A 19,501-nucleotide genomic window follows, 5' to 3' on the forward strand; every position below is an offset into this window, starting at 1 on the left:
GTCCGGGCCCCCGCCGCCCCCTCCGCGCACGGATCTTCACCCGCTCTCCGGGGCCTCTTCACCGCCGCGACGTCCCATCTGACCTGCTATGGCGCCAGATCGCCCGGGCGGCCCGCGCACCTGCCCTGGCGGATCCGGCGGCTATGGATATCGTGGCCGTGCCATGACAGACGCGCCTCACTGACACCGCAGCTCCACACGGGGGGACCCACCCATGACCGTACGCCGCTCCCGCCATCGCTCCGCCGCGTACGCCGCGCTGGCGCTCGGACTGGCCGGCTCGCTCGCGCTGACCGGCTGCAACAGCCACTCGTCGAAGCGGTCGAAGTCTTCGAAGAAGTCGTCCTCGTCGTCCCGGTCGTCCGGGTCCTCCTGGTCGTCCTCCAAGAGCAAGAAGCGCAAGGTCATCGGCGGCGCGGCGGGAGTGGGCGCGGGGACGGCGGCCTCGCGCCGGGTGCCCGACTGCTACCCGAGCACCTACAAGGTCACGTTCTCCCAGCAGAGCGGCCCCGGCAGCCATGTCACGGTGAAGTTCAAGAACACCACCGCCCGCGACTGCACGCTCCACAACGCCCCGCTGCTGCGCTTCGACCACGCCAAGACCGCGCTGCCGCTGTCGCAGGGCACGCCCGGTCACCTCAGCGGCACCCGCCTCACGGTGCCCGGCCACGGTTACGCCTACGCGGTCATCCCCACCGACACCGCGGCCGCCAGGGGCACCGCGCGGAAGTCGGTGACCATCGACTTCATGGGCCGCTCGGCCGGTTCCGTCACCCACGGCCCGGTGACCGTCGACTTCGCGGAGAAGCGGCTGCACCTCTCCGTCGGCACGACCAAGGTCACCAACTGGACGTCGAGCGTCCACGGCGCCGAGCTGGCGGCGGGCGTCGGGAAGTAGCGGCCGGCGCCGGGCGGCCGTCCGGGTCCGGTGACGGCCCGGACCGCCGCGCGGCTACTGCGCGTCCAGCCCCGCGAGGACCAGTCCCAGCCGGGCCGTCCCGTCCGCGGAGACCTCCACCGGAACGCCCCAGTCCTGCTGGTGCACATGGCAGGCGGGGTACTCGATGTCCGGGGCGTCATCGCAGGACGCGGCCATCGCCGAGACGTGCAGCACCCCCTCGGTCACACCGTCCGCGAGCACCAGGTCGCGGGCGAGATCGGTACCCGGGCCCGCACCCGCGGCGAGCAGCTCCGGCGGGGTCGCGCTGACCAGCAGCCGCGTCGACGGGCCGTAGCGGGTGTCGAGCTTCTGGCCCGCGGGAGCCTGGAAGACCACCTCCAGCCGCAGCGCCCCCGGGGCGACCGCAGTGGCCGCGCGCCGGGTGTGGTGCGCCACCGCCTCGACCCGGACCGCCTCCTCGGGCAGCCGCAGCCGGGTCAGCCGGTGCCGGGCCGACTCCACGACCACGATGTCGTCGCCGGCCAGCACCGCCGCGGACGGCTCCCGCAGGTCCGTCGCCAACGTCGTCACCTCACCGCTCGCGGGATCGAAGCGGCGCAGCGCGTGGTTGTAGGTGTCCGCGACGGCCACCGAGCCGTCGGGCAGCGCGGTCACGCCCAGCGGATGCTGCAACAGCGCCTGGCCGGCCGGACCGTCGCGGTGCCCGAAGTCGAAGAGCCCGGTACCGGCGGCGGTGCGCACGACATAGCCGTCGCCCGTCTCGTCGGGCTCCACCCAGCGGACCGCGCTGGTCTCGGAGTCGGCGACCCACAGCCGCTCGCCGGACGCCGCGAGCCCGGACGGCTGGGCGAACCAGGCCTCCGCGGCCGGGCCGTCCACCAGACCCTCGTGGGTCGTACCGGCCGCGACCTCGACCGTGCCGGTGGCCGGGTCGTAGGTCCACAGCTGGTGCACCCCGGCCATCGCGATCCACAGCCGGTCCCGCCACCAGGCGAGGTCCCACGGCGAGGAGAGCGCCACCTCACGGGCCGGGCCCGAGGTCGGCGAGCCCTGCCACCACTGCGTGCCGGTGCCCGCCACCGTCTCCAGCGTGCCGCTCTCGGGGTCGAAGACGCGAAGGGCGTGGTTGACCGTGTCCGCCACGGCCACCGTGCCGTCGGGCAGCAGCGCCAGGCCCTGCGGCTCGTTGAAGGAATCCGGGGTCAGCCCGCGCTCACCGGAGCCGATCCGGCGCAGCACCTGCTCGCCGTCGGCCGCCAGCTCCACCAGCTGATGCCGGGTGGTGTCCGACACCAGGAAGCCGCCGTGGGGCAGCCGGACCGCCTTGCCGGGGAAGCGCAGATCGGTGGCGACCGGCTCCGGCGGCACATAGGGGCCGTCGCCGCGGCGCAGCGTGCCCTTCGCCGTGTGCGCGGCCTCCAGCTCCTCGACCAGCTGCTCGATGGCGTGCGCATGGCCCTCGCCGGCGTGCTGGGCGACGACATAGCCCTCGGGGTCGATCACCACGAGCGTGGGCCAGGCCCGGACCGCGTACTGCTTCCAGGTGGCCAGTTCGGGGTCGTCGAGGACCGGGTGCTCCACCTCGTAGCGCTCGACGGCGTCCACGACCGCCTGGTGCTCGGCCTCGTGCACGAACTTCGGGGAGTGCACACCGATGATCACGACCGTGTCGCGGTGCCGCTCCTCCAGCGCACGCAGCTCGTCCAGGACATGCAGACAGTTCACACAGCAAAAGGTCCAGAAATCCAGGACGACGATGCGTCCACGCAGGTCGGAGAGGGTCAGTTCCTTGTCGCCGGTGTTCAGCCAGCCGCCCTTGCCGATCAGCTCGGGGGCGCGGACGCGTGCACGTGAAGCCATGGGGCCATTCAACGTCACTCCGGTGCGTGCGCATTCCGCAGGTCCCGGCGGGAACACGTCCTCCATGCTGCACTCTCCCGGGGAGCCGGCCCCGCACTCGCGCAAGTACCTGGTCCGCGACCGCATCTTCGGCATCGGTGACGACTACTGGATCGAGGACGAGCACGGGCGGCACGCCTTCCTCGTCGACGGCAAGGCGCTGCGGCTGCGGGAGACCTTCGAGCTGAAGGACCCCGAGCGGCGGGTGCTGATCACCATCCGCAAGAAGATGCTCAGCCTGCGCGACACCATGACCATCGAGCGGGACGACCAGCCGCTGGCCACGATCAAGCGCAAGCGGCTCTCGCTGCTGCGCAACCACTACCGCGTCGAGCTGGTGGACGGCACCGAACTCGACGTCAGCGGCAAGATCCTCGACCGGGAGTTCGCGGTCGAGTACGAGGGGGAGCTGCTCGCCGACATCTCACGGCGCTGGCTGACCGTGCGGGACACCTATGCGGTCGGCGTGGTGCGGGAGGACGCGGATCCGGCACTGCTCATCGCCGTCGCGGTCTGTGTGATCCGGCTGGCGGAGCGGGAGCGCGGCGAGGACTGAGAAGCGGGCGTTCCGCCCCGCGTCGCACCCCTCTGCCGCCGGGGGACATCGGCCTACGATGGTCACCCGAAAGCACTGCCGGGGTGCTCGCGCGCAGCGTAACTTAACTGCACAGACCGCAGCCCGCGTACGAACCGTCCGAGGGGTCCCGTGACCGTCCATCCCAGCCTTCAGTCCTCCGTCGATGCCTGGTCCCACTCCATAGAAGCGATAACCGAGCTGGTGACTCCGCTCGTCGAAGGCGAGTGGAACGGGGCGACGGGCCTGCCAGGATGGTCCGTGCGCGATGTGGTCTCCCATGTCATCGGCCTGGAATGCGAAATGCTGGGCGACCCGCGGCCGATCCACACGCTGCCGCGCGACCTCTACCACGTCCGCAGCGAGTCGGCGCGACGCATGGAGGTGCAGGTCGACGTCCGCCGGCACCACACCGCGCCGGAGATGCTCAGCGAACTCGAGTACACCGTCATCCGCCGCTCCCGGCAGCTGCGCAACGAGTCCCGTCAGCCGGACGCCGTGGTGCGCAGCCCGCTCGGTGAGGAGCGCTCACTGGAGTTCGTCCTCCAGCAGCGGGCGTTCGATGTCTGGGTGCACGAGCAGGACCTGCGCCGGGCGCTCGGCAAGCCCGGCAACCTCGACTCCCCCGGCGCCCATGTGACGCGCGACCTGCTGGTGAAGGCCCTGCCCGGCATCGTCGCCAAGAGGGCCCAGGCCCCGGCCGATTCGGCGGTGGTCTTCGACGTCAGCGGGGCGCTGGAGTTCCTGCGCACGGTCCGCCTCGACGCCGAGGGCAACGCCACGATCGACGGCAGTGTCTCGCTCGGCCCGACCGTGACGCTCGCCCTGGACTGGGACACCTTCCACCAGCTGGCCTGTGGCCGGGTCCGCCCGGCGGCCGTCGCCGAGCAGATCAAGATCGACGGCGACCGCGAGCTGGCCGACGCGGTCCTGCACCACTTCGCCATCACGCCGTAGCGGCGCCCCGGCCGGCGCGGAACCGGCCGCCCCCACACTCCCACCGGCCGGCCGGCACGCGGGGAGTGCGTCCCGGAGCGAGCTGTTTCACGTGAAACCGCGCTGTCCGTTTCACGTGAAACGGGCCCGCCCGAAGGCCAGTTGACCGTCCGGCGTCAGGCCGGGACGTGCACGGCCTCGACCCGGCTGACCACCAGCCGTTCGCGCTCGCGTCGTACCGCTCGCCGGCGCAGCCGCAGCATCTGCGAGACACCGAGCGCCTCGACCACGAAGAGCGAGGAGAAGGCGATCCGGTAGTTGTCGCCGGTGGCGTCCAGCAGGACCCCGATGGCGAACAGGGTCGTCATCGAGGCGGTGAAGCCGCCCATGTTGACGATGCCGGAGGCGGTGCCCAGGCGCTCGGGCGGATTGGCGGGCCGCGCGAAATCGAAGCCGATCATCGAGGCGGGACCGCAGGCGCCCAGCACCGCGCACAGCGCGATCAGCAGTCCCCTCGGCGCATGGTCGCCCGGCCAGCTCAGCACGAGCACCCACATCAGAGCCGTGGCGAGGACCGTGCCCAGGGCCAGCGGCATCCGGGCCGCGTGATGACGGGCGATGACCTGGCCGTAGACCAGGCCCACCGCCATGTTGGAGAGCACCACCAGGGTGAGCAGTTCACCGGCGGTGCCACGGGAGAGCCCCTGGGCCTCGACGAGGAACGGCAGGCCCCACAGCAGCAGGAACACCATCGCGGGGAACTGGGTGGTGAAGTGCACCCACATGCCCAGCCGGGTGCCGGGCTCACGCCAGGACTCGGCGATCTGCCGGCGGACGAAGCCCGGGCCGGCGTGCTCGGCGGCGGGCGGCGGCGGGGCGAAGCCCTCCGGGTGGTCCTTGAGGAACACCAGCAGCACGATCAGCACGACGATGCCGCCGGCGGCACTGGCGGCAAAGGTCGGCGTCCAGCCGAAGCTGTGCAGGAACCGGGCGAGGACGAGCGTCGAGACGAGGTTGCCCGCCATGCCGACCAGCGCGGCGATCTGCGCGACCATCGGGCCGCGGCGGGCCGGGAACCACCGGGAGCCCAGCCGCAGCACGCTGATGAACGTCATCGCGTCCCCGCAGCCGAGCAGCGCACGGGAGCCGAGCGCCATGGGGTACGAGCTGGAGAGCGCGAAGCCGAACTGGCCGACGGTGTAGAGCACCACGCCCAGGGTCAGCACCTTCTTGGCGCCGAGGCGGTCGACCAGCAGCCCGACGGGAATCTGCATCCCCGCGTACACCAGCAGCTGGAGGATGGAGAAGGTCGACAGCGCCGAGGCGTTGATGTGGAAGCGCTCGGCGGCGTCCAGTCCGGCCACCCCGAGGCTGGTGCGGTAGGTGATGGCGACGAAGTAGACCGCGACGCCGATGCCCCAGACGGCCATGGCCCTGGCACCGCCGGGCGGGTCGGCGGGCAGCAGCCGGGCGCTGCCGCCGCCTATGCCGGAACTGCCGGCCCCGTCGGCCGCCCCCGTGCCGGCGCTCATCGCACATCCCCCTGCGCGAGGTGACGGACCCAGCTGACGTGGCGCTGCACGACGCCGGTCGCGGCGTCCGCGTCCCCGGCCCGCAGCGCCTCAAGGATCTCCGCATGCTCGGAGATGTTCTTGGCGATCCGGTCCGGATGGGCGTGCATCACCGCGACCCCCATCCGCAATTGCCGGTCGCGCAGCTGCTCGTAGAGACGGTCCAGGATCTGGTTGCCGGCGCTGCGCACGATGGCGGCGTGGAAGGCGCGGTCGGTGACGGAGACGGCGGCCAGATCGCCAGCGGCGGCCTGCTCCCGCATCGTCTCCAGCAGCTCGGCCAGCTCGCCGAGCAGCGCCTGGCTCGCGGGCACCGCCTTGGCGGCGGCGTGCTTCTCCACCAGCAGCCGGGTCTCGACGACATCGGCGATCTCCTGCGCGGAGACCGGCAGCACCAGCGCGCCCTTCTTCGGGTAGAGCTTGATCAGCCCCTCGACCTCCAGCCGCAGCAGCGCCTCGCGCACCGGGGTCCGTGAGACCCCGACGGCCTCGGCCAGCTCCCCCTCGGTGAGCAGCATCCCGCCCTCGTAGCGGCGGTCCAGGACGGCGTCCTTGACATGCGCGTAGACCCGCTCGGCGGCGGGCGGCTGTTTGGCGGCGGACTCCCGGACAGGGGCGGTGGGCGTGGCGGCGGAAGGCATGCACACATGATAGATACAACAGGTATACGTGCGAAACCCGGTCCGCGATACGGACATGACCCACCGGACCGGGCGGACCGCTGCCCACCGGCGCCCTCCGCACCCGCTCCGCGCCCGCCTCTCGCCCGGCTCCCCACCCCCGGCGAGGTACCTCTCACGGCGGACCGGGCCCGTTCGCCTCCGCGCTCCCCCGCGCTCTTCCGCGAGGAACGGCGGCGTCTGCGGGACCACACCCGGTCCGGCGCCGATGCCCAGGTCAGCGACCCGGCTGCGCCCGGCCCTCCCGGTCGTGGCCGAGAAGCTCACCGTGCGCGGCGGGCGGTCGGCGACATTCCGCTTTCCCCCGGCGATCCCGGCCCCGGCCGGACGGCAGACCACAGGCTGATGCCCCGTCCCTCTCAGGTCTGACACGAGTCCGTACCTGCCGCGTACGAAGGAGCGCGGATCTCATGGGTGAATAGAGACAGGGAGCCGGGGAGGCTCCGACAGCCAAGGGGAGTGGACATGCAGCCCAGGACGAGCGCCGGCCGCCGTACGCGGAACACCGTCGTGGTGGCCCTGATCGTGGCCGGCCTGTGGGCCGGCGTCACCCTGACCCGCGGCGCCGCCCGCGCCGAGGAGCCCGGAACGAACGGCCCGGTGGGACACTTCAGCCGCGCGGTCCAGCTCATCCACGGCTGACCACCGGCCCCTACCGCTCGCTACACCGCCCGCGGCTCTCCGCGGTAGGTCCCGAACGACCAGCGGTTGCCCTCGGGGTCGCGAGCGCCGAAGCCCCGTGAGCCGTAGTCGGTGACGGCCGGCTCATCAGTGATCTCCGCGCCGGCCGCGGTGGCCCGGGCGTACAGCTCGTCGGGACGGTCGGTGACGACATAGGCCCCGAAGGTCCCCGGCCGCAGCGGCCAGTGGTCGTCCTTCTCGTCCCGGGCGGAGCCGAGCATGATGCCGCCGCCCTCCGGCCAGGAGAGCTGGGCGTGCTCGATGCGCCCGCCCTCGCCGGGGATGACCACGGTCTCCTCGAAGCCGAACGCGTCGACCAGGAACCGGATCAGCGCGCGGGCATCTCGAGCCCGCAGCGTCGGCCATACCTGGGGTGCGGGTGTGGTGTCGGACATGGTCGCCGGACCTCCAGCCTCGGACGGGCGGCCGCCGGTGGGCCGCTGACCTCAGCCTCCTCGCCGTACCTCCGGGCCGGGGCCTTTCGGGATTCCTCGGCGAGCCGTCCGCGCACGGGCGTCCACGGAACCCGGACGGGGCCCGGGCGGCGTTTCACGTGAAACGTCGCCCGGGCCCCGCATACCGGCTCATCCCCAGGTGATCAGGCGCTTCGGCCGTTCCAGCACCGCGGCGATGTCGGCGAGCAGCTTGGAGCCCAGCTCACCGTCGATGAGGCGGTGGTCGAAGGACAGCGCGAGGGTGGTGACCTGACGCGCCTTCACCTTGCCCTTGTGGACCCACGGCTGGAGCTTGACCGCGCCGAAGGCCAGGATCGCCGACTCCCCCGGGTTGAGGATCGGCGTACCGGTGTCGACGCCGAAGACGCCGACGTTGGTGATGGTGACCGTGCCGCCGGACATCGCCGCCGGGGAGGTCTTGCCGTCGCGGGCGGTGGCGACCAGGTCACCCAGTTCCGCGGCCAGCTCGGGGAGCGTCTTGGATCCGGCGTCCTTGATGTTCGGGACGATCAGCCCGCGCGGAGTGGCCGCCGCGATCCCGAGATTGACGTCGTCCTTGTAGACGATCTCCTGGTTCACCTCGTCCCAGGCCGCGTTGACCTCCGGGTGGCGCCGGAGGGCGACCAGGAAGGCCTTGGCGACGAGCAGCAGCGGGTTGACCCGCAGCCCCGCCATGTCCGGGTCCTGCTTGAGTTCCTGGACGAGCTTCATCGTGCGGGTCACATCGACGGTGATGAACTCCGTGACGTGTGGCGCGGTGAAGGCACTGGCGACCATCGCCTGCGCGGTGGCCTTGCGGACGCCCTTGACCGGCACCCGCCGCTCGCCGCCGGCGACCGGGACCGCCGCCGGAGCCACGGCCACCGGGCCGGGGGCGGCCGCCGCGGACGCCGCCGCTGCCGGGGCCGCGGCGGCATGTACGTCCTCACGCGTGATGATGCCGTCCGGCCCGGTCGGCGCGATCGTCGCCAGGTCGATGCCGAGGTCCTTGGCGAGCTTGCGCACCGGCGGCTTGGCCAGCGGACGTCCGGCGGTGGGCACCGCACCTGCGGCCGGGGCCGCGGGAGCGGAAGGCGCGGCAGGCACCGGCACCGGGGTGACCACCGGGGCGGGCGCGGCCCGCCCGTTCAGCTCGGCCTGGAGCGCGGCGCCCGCGGCCTCCGGCTGGGCCGGCACCGCGGGCTGCTTGCGCGCCCGGCGCTTGGTCGAGGACGGCGCGGCGCCGTAGCCGACCAGCACCGCCTGGCGGCCCTGCGGCTCGGCGTCCTCCTCGGCGGACGGCGCGGACTGCTGCGGCGCGTCCGCCGCCGGCGCCGCGGCGGGCCCGGCTCCGGGGTCGGTGTCCACCGAGATGATGACGGTGCCGACATCGACGGTGACGCCCTCACCGAAGTTCAGCTCGTGCACCACCCCGTCGTAAGGGATGGGCAGTTCGACGGCCGCCTTGGCGGTCTCGACCTCACAGACGACCTGGCCGTCGGCGACGGTGTCGCCCGGCTGGACGTACCACTTGAGGATCTCGGCCTCGGTGAGGCCCTCGCCCACGTCGGGCATCTTGAACTCGCGGAAGCGCTGAGCGCGGGCGGGACTTGCAGTCATGGTCACGAACTCTCCTCAAACCCTCAGTACGCCAACGCACGGTCAACGGCGTCGAGCACCCGGTCCAGCCCCGGAAGGTACTCGTCCTCCAGACGGGAGGGCGGATACGGGGAGTGGAAACCGCCGACCCGCAGGACCGGAGCCTCCAGGTGGTAGAAGCACCGCTCGGTGATCCGGGCGGCGATCTCCGCACCTGCGCCGAAGAAGACCGGGGCCTCGTGGACGACGACCAGCCGGCCGGTCTTCTCCACCGACGACTGCACGGTGTCGAAGTCGATCGGGGAGAGCGAGCGCAGATCGACGACCTCGACCGACTTGCCCTCCTCCGCCGCGACCTTGGCGACGTCCAGGCAGACCTTCACCATCGGGCCGTAGGCGGCCAGCGTGAGGTCGGCGCCGCTCTGGGCGATCCGGGCCTTGTGCAGCGGGTCCGGGATCGACTCGGTGTCCAGCCGCGACTTGTCGTGGTAGCGGCGCTTGGGCTCGAAGTAGATGACCGGGTCGTCACCGGCGATGGCCTGCTGGAGCATCCAGTAGGCATCCGAGGAGTTCGAGGGAGTGACGATCTTGAGGCCCGCGACATGCGCGAACAGCGCCTCGGGGGACTCGGAGTGGTGCTCGACCGCGCCGATGCCGCCCGCGTACGGAATGCGGATGACGACCGGCACCTTGACCTTGCCCAGCGCGCGGGCGTGCATCTTCGCGAGCTGGGTGACGATCTGGTCGTAGGCGGGGAAGACGAAGCCGTCGAACTGGATCTCCACGACGGGGCGGTAGCCGCGCAGGGCCATGCCGATCGCGGTGCCGACGATGCCGGACTCGGCGAGCGGGGTGTCGATCACCCGGTCGTCGCCGAAGTCCTTCTGCAGGCCGTCGGTGACGCGGAAGACGCCACCGAGCTTGCCGACGTCCTCGCCCATGACGAGGACCTTGGGGTCGGCCTCCATGGAGGCACGCAGCGATTCGTTGATCGCCTTGGCAATGGTGATCTTCTCGAAGACTGCCATGGTCAGTTCCCCTCCGCGGCGGCGTCGGCATCGACGAACGACGCCTGGTAGGCGGCGAACTGAGCGCGCTCCTCATCGACGAGCGCGTGCCCGTCGGCGTAGACATTCTCGAAGATGGCCATGTCGTCCGGGTCGGGCATGGCACGCACCGCGTCGCGCACCCGCTTGCCGAGGGCGTGGCTCTCCTCGTCGATCGAGGCGAGGTAGGCCTCGTCGACGATGCCCTCGGACTCCAGGTACGTCCGCAGCCGCAGGATCGGGTCCTTGGCCTCCCAGGCCGCCCGCTCCTCGTCCTCCCGGTACTTCGTCGGGTCGTCGGAGGTGGTGTGGGCACCCATGCGGTAGGTGAACGCCTCGATGAGCATCGGGCCCTGGCCGGTGCGGGCCCGCTCCAGCGCCGCCCGGGTCACCGCCAGACAGGCCAGGACGTCATTGCCGTCGACCCGTACGCCGGGGAATCCGAAGCCGCGGGCGCGCTGGTAGAGCGGCACCCGGGTCTGCTTCTCGGTCGGCTCGGAAATCGCCCACTGGTTGTTCTGGCAGAAGAACACGACCGGGGCGTTGTAGACCGCGGAGAAGGTGAAGGATTCGGCGACATCTCCCTGGCTGGAGGCACCGTCACCGAAATACGCGATGACCGCGGAATCCGCGCCGTCCTTCTGCACCCCCATCGCATAGCCGGTCGCGTGCAGCGTCTGCGAACCGATGACGATGGTGTAGAGGTGGAAGTTGTTGGTGTTGGGATCCCAGCCGCCGTGATTGACGCCGCGGAACATGCCCAGCAGATTCGTCGGGTCGACGCCGCGGCACCAGGCCACGCCGTGCTCGCGGTAGGTCGGGAAGACGTAGTCGTCGTCGCGCAGCGCGCGGCCGGAGCCGATCTGGGCGGCCTCCTGGCCCAGCAGCGAGGCCCACAGGCCCAGCTCGCCCTGGCGCTGGAGGGTGGTCGCCTCGGCGTCGAACTTCCGCGTCAGCACCATGTCGCGGTAGAGACCGCGCAGCTCGTCGGGGGACAGGTCGATCGAGTAATCGGGGTGCTCGACCCGCTCCCCTTCGGGGGTCAGCAGTTGTACGAGCTGATCCTGCTCCGCCTGCTCGGTCCGGCCGGAATTCCGGGCCCGGTCCGGGGACGCCTTCTTGGCCGGCGTCGCCTTTTTGGCGGCGGTGCGCTTGCTGCTGCCGCGGGCGTTTTTCCGCTGCGCAGTGCCTTCCACGGTCACGTGCTGCTCCTCCGTCTGTCCGGCCCCCGGGGTCCGCCGGTGGCCGTATTGCGGCTCACCCGGTATCCGATACGGCGCACGGGGTGTGTGCGATCGCGGCCCGGCTCCGGGTGGAACAAAGCTCCCGGACAGTGGCCTGCTCATTGCACGTTACCCATTGTCAAAGCCGAAGTGGAAACGGCGCTGACCTGCGATTTTGCTTGGATTTCCAAGTAAATCGCTAAGGCTTGGAACAACTCCTGGTCACAGCGTTGCAGGCCGCCGGGACAACGGCACGTTATATCGGTGACCTGGAGCACGGGAAGACTTGATGTGTGAGACTGGGGTGGTGCGCGAAGACGGAAAAATCACGGTATTCCTGCTCGATGACCACGAAGTTGTCCGGCGTGGCGTCCACGAAATGCTCTCGGTCGAGGACGACATCGAGGTGGTGGGCGAGGCGGGCACGGCGGCAGATGCCCTGGTCAGGATCCCGGCGACCCGCCCGGACGTGGCGGTGCTCGACGTCCGGCTGCCCGACGGGAGCGGTGTCGAGGTCTGTCGCGAGATCCGTTCACAGGATGAGGACATCAAATGCCTGATGCTCACCTCGTTCGCGGATGACGAGGCCCTTTTCGATGCGATTATGGCCGGTGCGTCAGGCTATGTCCTCAAGGCCATTCGAGGCAACGAACTCCTCTCCGCGGTGCGCGACGTGGCGGCCGGGAAGTCCCTGCTCGACCCCGTGGCCACCGCCCGGGTGCTGGAGCGGCTGCGCGACGGCAGCACCACCAAGGGTGACGACCGGCTGGCGAACCTCACCGACCAGGAGCGCCGGATCCTCGATCTGATCGGCGAGGGCCTGACCAATCGCGCGATCGGCGAAAGGCTGCACCTCGCCGAGAAGACGATCAAGAATTACGTCTCCTCCCTGCTGTCCAAGCTCGGCATGGAACGACGCTCCCAGGCCGCCGCGTACGTCGCGCGCATGCAGGCCGAGCGGCACTGACACCGCCCGAGGGGTGTCGTTCGGACCGAGCCCGGCCTGATCCGAACGAGACCCCCTCGGGGCGGGGTTCGCCGCCACGCCCGGCTCATGGCGATTCAGGACCATCGGCCCCGCCGCACGGGGCTGCTGGCCCCTACGTGCCGGTCGCTCCCGCCCGGCAAGGTGGTGCCATGCCCACCGACAACCACCGCGCCATCGAGCTGCTGAGCCGCACGCCGTACGGGCGCGTCTCCGCCAGTCGGCGGGCGCTGCCCTTCACCACCGTCGCCCGGCACCTCGTCCTCGACGGGCGGCTGGTGCTGCGGCTGCACCAGGGCTACGACTACCACCAGGCCCTGGACGGCAGCGTGGTCTCCTACGAGGCCGACAACGTCAACAGCGGTGAGAACGACACCTGGTCGGTGCAGTTCACCGGCACCGCCCGGGTCGTCGATCCCACCCCCGTCGAGCGGGAACTGTTCGGCCGCCCGCCGCTGCTGGCCGACGGCGCCCCCTTCGCCCCGGTCTTCCTGCGCATCGAGCCGGAGTTCGTGACCCTGCACTGCCTCAGCGACGTGCCGGCCCTGCGGGACGTGCACTCTGTGTGAGGCTCTCCGGCGCGCCCGCTGTGACGGATGCCGTTGATCTAACATCTGGTGGGTGCTGCGCTCATCTGTAGTCCGGACGGCGGCGACGCCCGACAAAGACACCCTCGGAGCCCTGCTCCGCCACTACACCGGCGCCGGCGCGCCGCTGTCCTGTGAGCCCGTCGCCGAGGGTCTGCTCAACCACGGCTACTTCCTCGCCACCACCCGCGGCCGCTACTTCCTCAAGCACCACCTCGACGGCGACCTCGCCGCCCTCACCCGCCAGCACCGCGCCACCCGCCGGCTCGCCGCGCTCGGCCTGCCGGTCGCGCCGCCCCGCGCCGACGCGGACGGCCGCACCGTCACCGTCCTCGACGGCCGCTGCTACGCCCTGCACCCCTGGGTCGTGGGCCGGCACCTCGACGGCGCGGCGCTGACCCGTGGCCAGTCCCGGCGGCTGGGCGCGCTGCTCGGGCTGGTCCACACCGCCCTGGAGCAGGTCATGGCCGACGAGCCGCCTCCGCCGCGGCCGCCCGGCGCGGACGCCGGCGCCGACCCGGAGCGGACCGTCGAGACGATCGAGGAGCTGCTGGCGCTGGCCCGCGGCGCCCGCCCGCGCACCAGCTTCGACGAGCTCGCCGAGCACCGTCTGCTGGAGCGCCGGGCCCTGCTGGCCGAGCAGGCGCACCACCGTCCGCCGCCCGGCGCCGAGCCACCGGCGGGCTGGGTGCACGGCGACTTCCACCCGCTGAACGTCCTCTACCGCGGCACGGAGCCGACCGCGATCGTCGACTGGGACCGGCTGGGCGTCCAGCCGCGCGCCGAGGAGGCGGTCCGGGCCGCCGCGATCTTCTTCGTGCGCCCCTGCGGGACCCTGGACCTGGCCAAGGTGGCGGCGTACGCGGGCGCCTACCGCAGCGCCTGCGGAGCCGGCGCCGGGGAGCTGGCCGCGGCCGTCCACCGGGTGTGGTGGGAGCGGCTGAACGACTTCTGGATGCTGACCTGGCGCTACCAGCTCGGCGACCGCCGCACCGATCCCCAGTTCCCGGCGGCGGCCGCGCTGGCCGTGTGGTGGACCCGCGAGTACCGGGCCGTACGGAACGCCTTCACCCGCTGACGCGCGGGCGGGGCGCCGGTCAGCCGGCCGGGCCGAGCGTCGAGCCGGTGTCCGTGCCGGTGCCGGTGGTGGTCCCGCTGTCCGTGCCGGTGGTCGTGCCGCCGTCGCCGGTGCCCCCGTCCGCGGTGCCGCCGTCGGCCGTCCCACCGTCCGCGGTGCCGCCGTCCGACGTCCCGCCGGTGGATCCGGTGGGCGGCTGCGACGTCGAGGGTTCCGGCGTCGACGGCTCGGGGCTGGAGGGCTCGGGCGACTTGGGCGTGCTGGGCTGCTGCGACGGCGGGCTGTAGGTGTCGCCGTCGCCGCCCGTGGTGCCCGGGTCGGTCTCCGGGGTGCTCGGCTCCTCCGTCTGCGGCTCGTCCGTCTTGTCGTCCTTGGACGGCGACGGGGAGTGCGTGGCGGGGGTGTTCTTCTTGGTGTCCTGGCCGCCGGTGTTCTGCAGCGCGAAGGCCACGCCCACCGCGATGGCGATCACCGCGAGCGCCGCGATCAGCCAGATCTTGCCGCGGCCGCCCCGGGCGGGCCGGGGACCGCCGTCGAAGCCGCCGTCGTCGTCGCGCATGCCGGGCGTGAAGATCGGCTGCGCCGTGGTCTGGCCGGCGTCGGGGTGCGGCAGCGCCGTGGTGGCCGCGGTGCCCATGGCACCGGTGTGACCGCCCTCGTGCAGCGCGACCGGGCCGGTGTTCCAGGTGCCGGTGTGGCCGCCCTGCTCGTGCAGCATCTGCAGCGAGTACTGGACCAGGCCGCGCATCTCCTCGGCGGACTGGAACCGGTCGTCGGGGTCCTTGGCCAGCGACCGCATGACCAGGCCGTCCAGCTCCGGCGGCACCGCGTCGGCGACCTCGGACGGCGCCACCGGCATGTCCTGGACGTGCTGGTAGACGACCGACAACGGTGTCTCGCCGGTGAACGGCGGCCGCAGCGTGAGGAGCTCGTAGAGCAGGCAGCCGGTGGCGTAGAGGTCGGAGCGGGTGTCGACGGTCTTGCCGAGCGCCTGCTCCGGGGAGAGGTACTGGGGCGTTCCCATGACCATGCCGGTCTGGGTCATGGTCGACTGGGCGCCGTGCAGGGCACGGGCGATGCCGAAGTCCATGACCTTGACGGCGCCGCTGTTCGTGATGATCACGTTCGCGGGCTTGATGTCACGGTGCACGATGCCGTGCTGGTGGCTGTAGGCCAGCGCCTCCAGCACCCCGGAGACGATGATCAGCGCCTGGTCCGCCGGCGGGGCGTCGGCGTTGAGCAGCAGATCGCGGATGGTGTGGCCCTCGACCAGCTCCATCACGATGTACGGCACGGTGTTCCCGCCGACCAGGTCCTCGCCCGAGTCGTAGACCGCCACGACCGCGTGGTGGTTCAGCCCGGCCACGGACTGTGCCTCACGCGTGAAGCGGGCCTTGGAGACCGGATCCTCGGCCAGGTCCGCGCGCAGCAGCTTCACGGCGACGGTGCGACCGAGACGGACGTCCTCGGCGGCGAACACCTCCGCCATCCCACCGCGGCCGAGCCGTCGCGTGAGCCGGTAGCGGCCGTCGCCGACCAGCCCGCCGTTGCCCCACATCTCCGGTGCGTCGGGGATATTGGAGCCGGTGGCGTCAGGATCGGACGGGCCCTGGGGGCTCTGCGTCGGTGCCATCGGTCCTCGCCGTCGAATCGATCCGCATGAGAGCGGTAAGGTCATCGGTCTTCGCTAGAGCACGCTACAGGTTCCGCGGCATCCACCGGTCCGCCGTGGACAGGCCGGGAAACCGGTGGGAAGCCAGTGCGGGCAAGTTCACCAGGGACGATCCGGTGCCGAAATCGTCTGGCAGCCGTGATGGGATCTTGCGCATCTGGTCACGGAACGGGCACACAGCTTGACGTGTCCGGGCCCTGGGGCAGACTTGGCTGCGGAATTCCAGATTTTGATCACTATCCGTACAGGATGGTGCGCGCGTAGGGGGAAGCGGAGCGATGAGCCAGGACGGCGCTCAGGGCCAATTCGAGGGCCGTGCGGTCGGCGGGGGACGTTACCAGCTTCGTGATCTTCTCGGCGCCGGCGGCATGGCCTCCGTGCACCTCGCCTACGACAGCGTGCTCGACCGCGAGGTCGCGATCAAGACCCTGCACACCGAGCTCGGCCGCGAGCAGGCCTTCCGTGAGCGCTTCCGCCGCGAGGCGCAGTCCGTGGCGAAGCTCACGCACACCAACATCGTCTCGGTCTTCGACTCCGGCGAGGACGAGCTCGACGGCGCCATGGTTCCGTACATCGTCATGGAGTACGTCGCGGGCCAGCCGCTGCGCTCCGATCTGGACACCGACGTCGCCCAACATGGCGCGATGCCGACGGAAAAAGCCCTGAAGATCACGGCGGATGTGCTCGCCGCGCTCGAGGTCAGCCACGAGATGGGCCTGGTCCACCGGGACATCAAGCCCGGCAACGTGATGCTGAACAAGCGCGGCGTCGTCAAGGTCATGGACTTCGGCATCGCCCGGGCCATGCAGTCCGGCGTGACGTCGATGACGCAGACCGGCATGGTCGTCGGCACCCCGCAGTACCTCTCGCCCGAGCAGGCGCTCGGGCGCGGTGTGGACGCCCGCTCCGACCTCTACTCCGTCGGCATCATGCTCTTCGAGCTGCTGACGGGCCAGCTGCCGTTCGACGCGGACTCCCCGCTGGCCATCGCCTACGCCCATGTCCAGGAAGAGCCCCCGGTCCCGTCGGGCATCAACAGCGCGCTGCCGCCGGCCGTGGACGCGCTGGTGGCCCGGGCGCTGAAGAAGAACCCCAATGAGCGGTTCCCCACCGCCGAGGCGATGCGGGACGAGTGCCTGCGGATCGTCGGGTCCGGGCAGTCCGGCGCGACGCCGCTGATCATCGGTGGTGGCCCGCCGGCCCGCACCAGCGGCGCGTCGGTGTCCTCCGCGGTGTTCCCCACCGCGTCCGGCGCCCTGCACACCCCGGCCCCGCCGAGCGTGCAACAGCCGTACCAGCCGACCCAGGCGGCCGGCTTCGGGCCGTCGACGCCCCCGCCGCCGAACAGCGCCTACCCGACGCCCACCCCCGGCCCCATCCCCGCGCCGTACCACGCGGGCGGCTTCCAGCCCCCGGCGTACACCCCGCCGCCCCCGCCCGTGACGGCCTCGATGCCGCCGGCCGGCGGCCGCAAGGGCAACTCCGCGGTGATCGTCGTCTCGGCGATCGTCGGGGTGGTCGTGGTCACCGCGATCGCGATCGGCATCGGTCTGAGCGCCGGCTCCAGCGACGACAACGGCGGGGACGTGACCCCGACCCCGACGTACTCGTCCTACTCCTCGCCCACCGAGAGTGTCCGGCCCGAGGACAAGACGGCGACGATCCTGACGTCCGACTGCACCAACCCGACCAAGAGCTACAGCGACAAGGGCAAGATCCTCGCCCCGTCGTTCCGCTTCAAGAACCTGGACTCGGTGAAGAAGTGCATCGAGGCGGCGGGCTGGAAGTACAAGATCGTCAAGGAAGAGGACAGCGCGATCTGGGGCAAGAACACCGTCACGGATCAGACCCCGGCCGCCATCAGCTGGTGGGACCCGCGCAAGGGCGACACCATCGAGCTGACGGTCTCGACCGGCCGCAGCGGCTGACGACGCCCGGCCCACGGGTCCCCGGAGCATGGGAAGGGGCCGGCACGCAGTGCGTGCCGGCCCCTTCCGTGCGTCCCGATCCGCCGGTGGCGGAGCCGGCGCTCTAGAGGTACGGGCCCGAGCGGGCGCCGCCCTGGCCGGGCTGCCCCTCCTCACCGTCCAGTGAGACGGCGCCGGGCGGCAGCGCACGGCGCATCGACTCCAGCTGGGCACGGGCCGCCATCTGCTGGGCGAACAGCGCGGTCTGGATGCCGTGGAACAGCCCCTCCAGCCAACCCACCAGCTGAGCCTGGGCGATCCGCAGCTCCGCCTCCGTCGGCACGGACTCATTGGTGAAGGGCAGCGACAGCCGCTCCAGCTCCTCGACCAGCTCGGGTGCCAGGCCGTCCTCCAGCTCCTTGACCGAGCTGGCGTGGATCTCCTTCAGCCGGACCCGGCTCGCCTCGTCGAGCGGCGCGGCCTTCACCTCTTCCAGCAGCTGCTTGATCATGCTGCCGATGCGCATGACCTTCGCAGGCTGTTCGACCATGTCCGTCACCGGCGTCTCGCGGGGCTCATCGCCGTTCTCCCCGCCACCGGAGCCGGCGCTGCCGAGCGCCATGCCGTCCGGGCCGACAACCAGGACGTGCGGGTTCTCCTGCGACCGTTCGTTCATCGGCATATCCATGCCGCCATTCTCTCGCACAAGGGGTTATGAACGGTGGTGCCCCCTGGAGAACGTGATCCACCCTCCTGACGCGAACCGGCTGTCACGGTTTCACGTGAAACAAGCGCTTCCCGGCCGTTTCACGTGAAACCGTGGACGTCAGCTACGCCGCAGCCGCAGGGCGAAGAAGGCCAGCCCCAGTCCGGTGAGGGCAAGGCCGGCACCCAGCGGCAGGACCCGCTCCACCGGGGCCGTGGGCGTTTCCAGGGCTGAGGGGTCGCTCACGGCCGCCTCGCCGTCCGCCCCGTCCGGCACGGAGCCGCCCTGCTTCTTCGGGACGACGGGCGGCAGCGGCGGCAGGCTCTCGTAGGAGCGCACCGGGCGCCGGTCGGCGACGTTGTGGCGGCGCGAGGCGTCCGATCCGGCCGGGGCACGGGAGCCGGACGCCGCGGGCTGGTGGTGCTTGCGCGGCGCGTGCCGGCCGGGCCGGGGGTGCGCACGGTCGGCGTCGGGCGGGCCGGGAGGACCGGGCGGCCCGTGATGACCACGCCAGGAGAGGTCGCCGCCCCCGTCCTCGGTGCCCGGGAGGCCGTAAGGCGGCATCGGACCGGGGAAGTCGGGGCCGAACGGGCGATGCGGGCGATGCCGCCACTCTCCGTAGCCCCGGCGCCCGCCGGGGTGGTGGTGCGGCGACCGGTGCGGGAAGCCCGGAAAGGCGTACGGCAGTCCTGGGATGCGGTCCGGCAGCTCCCGCGCGGACGGGCCGGAGTGCCCGTGGTGCACCCGGCCCCGCCCGTCGGATCGCGGGGGACCGGGCGCCGGATCGTCCTCGCCGTAGCCGTCCGGCCCGAAGTCGTCGGCTCCGTAGTCGTCCCCGCTGCCGTCGTCGTGCGGATCGTCCTGGCGGGCGAGGTTCGGCGGACGGTCGACCGGAGTGGCCCGTCGGTCCGCAGCCACCGCGGAGGTGGCGCCCAGAGGTACGGGCAGGACGACGGAGGCCACCAACAGGCCGGTGGCAATGCGCGAACGGAACCCTGGAGCGCCCACGTGCCCCTCCCGTG

At 71.7% G+C, this 19,501-nt stretch carries 18 protein-coding genes; 8 read left to right on the plus strand and 10 right to left on the minus strand.

Annotation, left to right across the window (positions count from 1 at the left end; translation table 11 throughout):
* Positions 1–214: 214 nt before the first annotated feature.
* A complete protein-coding gene (locus tag ACQP17_RS18120; RefSeq protein ID WP_433857214.1) occupies positions 215–898 on the plus strand; it encodes a DUF4232 domain-containing protein in 684 nt (227 codons plus the stop codon).
* Positions 899–952: 54 nt separating this feature from the next.
* On the opposite strand, the gene ACQP17_RS18125 is transcribed toward ACQP17_RS18120, so the two are convergent.
* Positions 953–2,761, minus strand: coding sequence for an NHL domain-containing thioredoxin family protein (locus ACQP17_RS18125; protein ID WP_433857215.1), 1,809 nt, complete (start codon positions 2,759–2,761; stop codon positions 953–955).
* Positions 2,762–2,825: 64 nt separating this feature from the next.
* Between ACQP17_RS18125 and ACQP17_RS18130 the strand changes: the two genes are divergently transcribed.
* Together ACQP17_RS18130 and ACQP17_RS18135 are read left to right on the plus strand one after the other, a co-directional pair.
* Positions 2,826–3,356: an LURP-one-related/scramblase family protein gene (locus ACQP17_RS18130; protein WP_433857216.1), complete on the plus strand. Its 531-nt coding sequence runs from the start codon at positions 2,826–2,828 to the stop codon at positions 3,354–3,356.
* Positions 3,357–3,506: 150 nt separating this feature from the next.
* Positions 3,507–4,331, plus strand: coding sequence for a maleylpyruvate isomerase family mycothiol-dependent enzyme (locus ACQP17_RS18135; protein ID WP_364873614.1), 825 nt, complete (start codon positions 3,507–3,509; stop codon positions 4,329–4,331).
* A 155-nt stretch (positions 4,332–4,486) separates the two neighbouring features.
* On the opposite strand, the gene ACQP17_RS18140 is transcribed toward ACQP17_RS18135, so the two are convergent.
* Together ACQP17_RS18140 and ACQP17_RS18145 are read right to left on the minus strand one after the other, a co-directional pair.
* Complete coding sequence (locus ACQP17_RS18140; RefSeq protein WP_433859937.1) at positions 4,487–5,740, minus strand: MFS transporter; 1,254 nt, start codon at positions 5,738–5,740, stop codon at positions 4,487–4,489.
* 98 nt (positions 5,741–5,838) lie between these two features.
* Positions 5,839–6,522, minus strand: coding sequence for a GntR family transcriptional regulator (locus ACQP17_RS18145; protein WP_433857217.1), 684 nt, complete (start codon positions 6,520–6,522; stop codon positions 5,839–5,841).
* A 504-nt stretch (positions 6,523–7,026) separates the two neighbouring features.
* On the opposite strand from ACQP17_RS18145, the gene ACQP17_RS18150 reads away from it, so the two are divergent.
* Positions 7,027–7,203: a hypothetical protein gene (locus ACQP17_RS18150; protein WP_433857218.1), complete on the plus strand. Its 177-nt coding sequence runs from the start codon at positions 7,027–7,029 to the stop codon at positions 7,201–7,203.
* 20 nt (positions 7,204–7,223) lie between these two features.
* On the opposite strand, the gene ACQP17_RS18155 is transcribed toward ACQP17_RS18150, so the two are convergent.
* From ACQP17_RS18155 to pdhA, 4 genes are all read right to left on the minus strand, one after another.
* On the minus strand, positions 7,224–7,637 hold the full coding sequence (locus ACQP17_RS18155; protein ID WP_364873608.1) for a VOC family protein: 414 nt from the start codon (positions 7,635–7,637) through the stop codon (positions 7,224–7,226).
* 189 nt (positions 7,638–7,826) lie between these two features.
* Positions 7,827–9,296: a dihydrolipoamide acetyltransferase family protein gene (locus ACQP17_RS18160; protein WP_433857219.1), complete on the minus strand. Its 1,470-nt coding sequence runs from the start codon at positions 9,294–9,296 to the stop codon at positions 7,827–7,829.
* Positions 9,297–9,319: 23 nt separating this feature from the next.
* Positions 9,320–10,303, minus strand: a complete 984-nt coding sequence (locus ACQP17_RS18165) for an alpha-ketoacid dehydrogenase subunit beta (protein WP_433857220.1) — start codon at positions 10,301–10,303, stop codon at positions 9,320–9,322.
* 2 nt (positions 10,304–10,305) lie between these two features.
* Positions 10,306–11,523: a pyruvate dehydrogenase (acetyl-transferring) E1 component subunit alpha gene (gene pdhA / locus ACQP17_RS18170; protein ID WP_433857221.1), complete on the minus strand. Its 1,218-nt coding sequence runs from the start codon at positions 11,521–11,523 to the stop codon at positions 10,306–10,308.
* Positions 11,524–11,851: 328 nt separating this feature from the next.
* On the opposite strand from pdhA, the gene ACQP17_RS18175 reads away from it, so the two are divergent.
* From ACQP17_RS18175 to ACQP17_RS18185, 3 genes are all read left to right on the plus strand, one after another.
* Positions 11,852–12,511, plus strand: a complete 660-nt coding sequence (locus tag ACQP17_RS18175; protein WP_364873602.1) for a response regulator transcription factor — start codon at positions 11,852–11,854, stop codon at positions 12,509–12,511.
* A gap of 170 nt (positions 12,512–12,681) precedes the next feature.
* On the plus strand, positions 12,682–13,098 hold the full coding sequence (locus ACQP17_RS18180; RefSeq protein ID WP_433857222.1) for a pyridoxamine 5'-phosphate oxidase family protein: 417 nt from the start codon (positions 12,682–12,684) through the stop codon (positions 13,096–13,098).
* Positions 13,099–13,150: 52 nt separating this feature from the next.
* A complete protein-coding gene (locus ACQP17_RS18185; RefSeq protein WP_433857223.1) occupies positions 13,151–14,194 on the plus strand; it encodes a phosphotransferase in 1,044 nt (347 codons plus the stop codon).
* Positions 14,195–14,213: 19 nt separating this feature from the next.
* Here the strand turns inward: ACQP17_RS18185 and ACQP17_RS18190 are convergent, their stop codons facing one another.
* On the minus strand, positions 14,214–15,827 hold the full coding sequence (locus ACQP17_RS18190; RefSeq protein ID WP_433857224.1) for a protein kinase domain-containing protein: 1,614 nt from the start codon (positions 15,825–15,827) through the stop codon (positions 14,214–14,216).
* 317 nt (positions 15,828–16,144) lie between these two features.
* On the opposite strand from ACQP17_RS18190, the gene ACQP17_RS18195 reads away from it, so the two are divergent.
* Positions 16,145–17,794: a protein kinase domain-containing protein gene (locus tag ACQP17_RS18195; protein WP_433857225.1), complete on the plus strand. Its 1,650-nt coding sequence runs from the start codon at positions 16,145–16,147 to the stop codon at positions 17,792–17,794.
* Positions 17,795–17,897: 103 nt separating this feature from the next.
* Here the strand turns inward: ACQP17_RS18195 and ACQP17_RS18200 are convergent, their stop codons facing one another.
* The gene (locus ACQP17_RS18200; RefSeq protein ID WP_433857226.1) at positions 17,898–18,461 is read right to left on the minus strand and encodes a bacterial proteasome activator family protein; all 564 of its coding nucleotides are present in this window, start codon (positions 18,459–18,461) and stop codon (positions 17,898–17,900) included.
* A gap of 138 nt (positions 18,462–18,599) precedes the next feature.
* Positions 18,600–19,487: a hypothetical protein gene (locus ACQP17_RS18205; RefSeq protein WP_433857227.1), complete on the minus strand. Its 888-nt coding sequence runs from the start codon at positions 19,485–19,487 to the stop codon at positions 18,600–18,602.
* Between the last annotated feature and the right edge of the window lie 14 nt (positions 19,488–19,501).

Source organism: Streptomyces kronopolitis, from assembly GCF_050953795.1.
GTDB lineage: Bacteria > Actinomycetota > Actinomycetes > Streptomycetales > Streptomycetaceae > Streptomyces > Streptomyces kronopolitis_A.

Bases quoted from the DNA above. Each gene is read 5' to 3' on its own strand.
- ACQP17_RS18130 (WP_433857216.1), top strand. From the start codon at position 2,826: ATGCTGCACTCTCCCGGGGAGCCGGCCCCGCACTCGCGCAAGTACCTG.
- ACQP17_RS18120 (WP_433857214.1), top strand. From the start codon at position 215: ATGACCGTACGCCGCTCCCGCCATCGCTCCGCCGCGTACGCCGCGCTG.
- ACQP17_RS18160 (WP_433857219.1), bottom strand. From the start codon at position 9,296: ATGACTGCAAGTCCCGCCCGCGCTCAGCGCTTCCGCGAGTTCAAGATG.
- ACQP17_RS18180 (WP_433857222.1), top strand. From the start codon at position 12,682: ATGCCCACCGACAACCACCGCGCCATCGAGCTGCTGAGCCGCACGCCG.
- ACQP17_RS18150 (WP_433857218.1), top strand. From the start codon at position 7,027: ATGCAGCCCAGGACGAGCGCCGGCCGCCGTACGCGGAACACCGTCGTG.
- ACQP17_RS18190 (WP_433857224.1), bottom strand. From the start codon at position 15,827: ATGGCACCGACGCAGAGCCCCCAGGGCCCGTCCGATCCTGACGCCACC.
- ACQP17_RS18155 (WP_364873608.1), bottom strand. From the start codon at position 7,637: ATGTCCGACACCACACCCGCACCCCAGGTATGGCCGACGCTGCGGGCT.
- ACQP17_RS18195 (WP_433857225.1), top strand. From the start codon at position 16,145: ATGAGCCAGGACGGCGCTCAGGGCCAATTCGAGGGCCGTGCGGTCGGC.
- ACQP17_RS18145 (WP_433857217.1), bottom strand. From the start codon at position 6,522: ATGCCTTCCGCCGCCACGCCCACCGCCCCTGTCCGGGAGTCCGCCGCC.
- ACQP17_RS18200 (WP_433857226.1), bottom strand. From the start codon at position 18,461: ATGGATATGCCGATGAACGAACGGTCGCAGGAGAACCCGCACGTCCTG.
- ACQP17_RS18125 (WP_433857215.1), bottom strand. From the start codon at position 2,761: ATGGCTTCACGTGCACGCGTCCGCGCCCCCGAGCTGATCGGCAAGGGC.
- ACQP17_RS18140 (WP_433859937.1), bottom strand. From the start codon at position 5,740: ATGGCCGTCTGGGGCATCGGCGTCGCGGTCTACTTCGTCGCCATCACC.
- ACQP17_RS18165 (WP_433857220.1), bottom strand. From the start codon at position 10,303: ATGGCAGTCTTCGAGAAGATCACCATTGCCAAGGCGATCAACGAATCG.